The 883-nt window shown below is 49.5% G+C and carries 1 protein-coding gene; it reads left to right on the forward strand.

The genetic code is table 11. The features are described 5' to 3' along the window. Positions 1-825, forward strand: an 825-nt coding sequence (gene rmuC / locus KIV40_RS33935; protein ID WP_285353840.1) for a DNA recombination protein RmuC, incomplete at its 5' end; no start/stop codon positions are given. Positions 826-883 lie beyond the last annotated feature (58 nt).

An 883-nucleotide genomic window follows, 5' to 3' on the forward strand; every position in this document is an offset into this window, starting at 1 on the left:
ACCCAAGCCCTTAAAGGCGATAACAAGCAGCAAGGTAATTGGGGTGAAGTGGTACTGGCGCGCGTATTGGCTGAATCTGGTTTGCGTGAAGGGCACGAATACCAAACTCAGGTTAACTTGCAGAATGAAGCCGGTAAGCGCTATCAACCAGATGTGATTGTTCACTTACCTCAAGACAAACAAGTGGTGGTCGATTCAAAAATGGCGCTAGTGGCGTATGAGCGCTATTTCAATGCAGAGACCGATGCCGAGCGTGATGTGGCATTGCGTGATCACTTAGTGTCACTGCGCGCGCACATTAAAGGTTTGAGCCAGAAGGATTACCATCAATTGAAAGGCATTCAGAGCCTCGACTATGTTTTGATGTTTATTCCCGTCGAGCCCGCATTCCAAGTGGCGATTCAGGCTGACCCAAGCCTTGTTAAAGATGCGATGGAGCAGAACATTATTTTGGTGAGCCCAACCACTCTACTCGTGGCGCTGCGTACCATTGATAACCTATGGCGCAATGAGCGTCAGAACCAAAACGCACAAATTATCGCCGAACGTGCAAGCAAATTGTACGATAAGCTGCGCTTGTTCGTAGATGACATGGAAGGCCTTGGTGGAGCGTTAGATAAAGCCAACCAAAGCTACCAAGGGGCGATGAATAAGTTGGCAACTGGCCGTGGCAACGTGATTCGTCAGGCCGAGAGCTTCAAGCAGTTAGGGGTAGAAGTGAAAAAGCCGATCGCGGTGAGCTTGACAGAGCTCGCGCAAAACGACGCTTTTTCAGAAAATGCCTCGTTAGTAGAAAGAAAACCTGCTGAGGATAAAGTAAACTAATCGACCGCAGCGCGCCCAAAGGCTGATTGCGCTGCCGTTGAGGACTTACCAGGGTAGA

The sequence above is a fragment of the Vibrio sp. D173a genome (assembly GCF_030248475.1).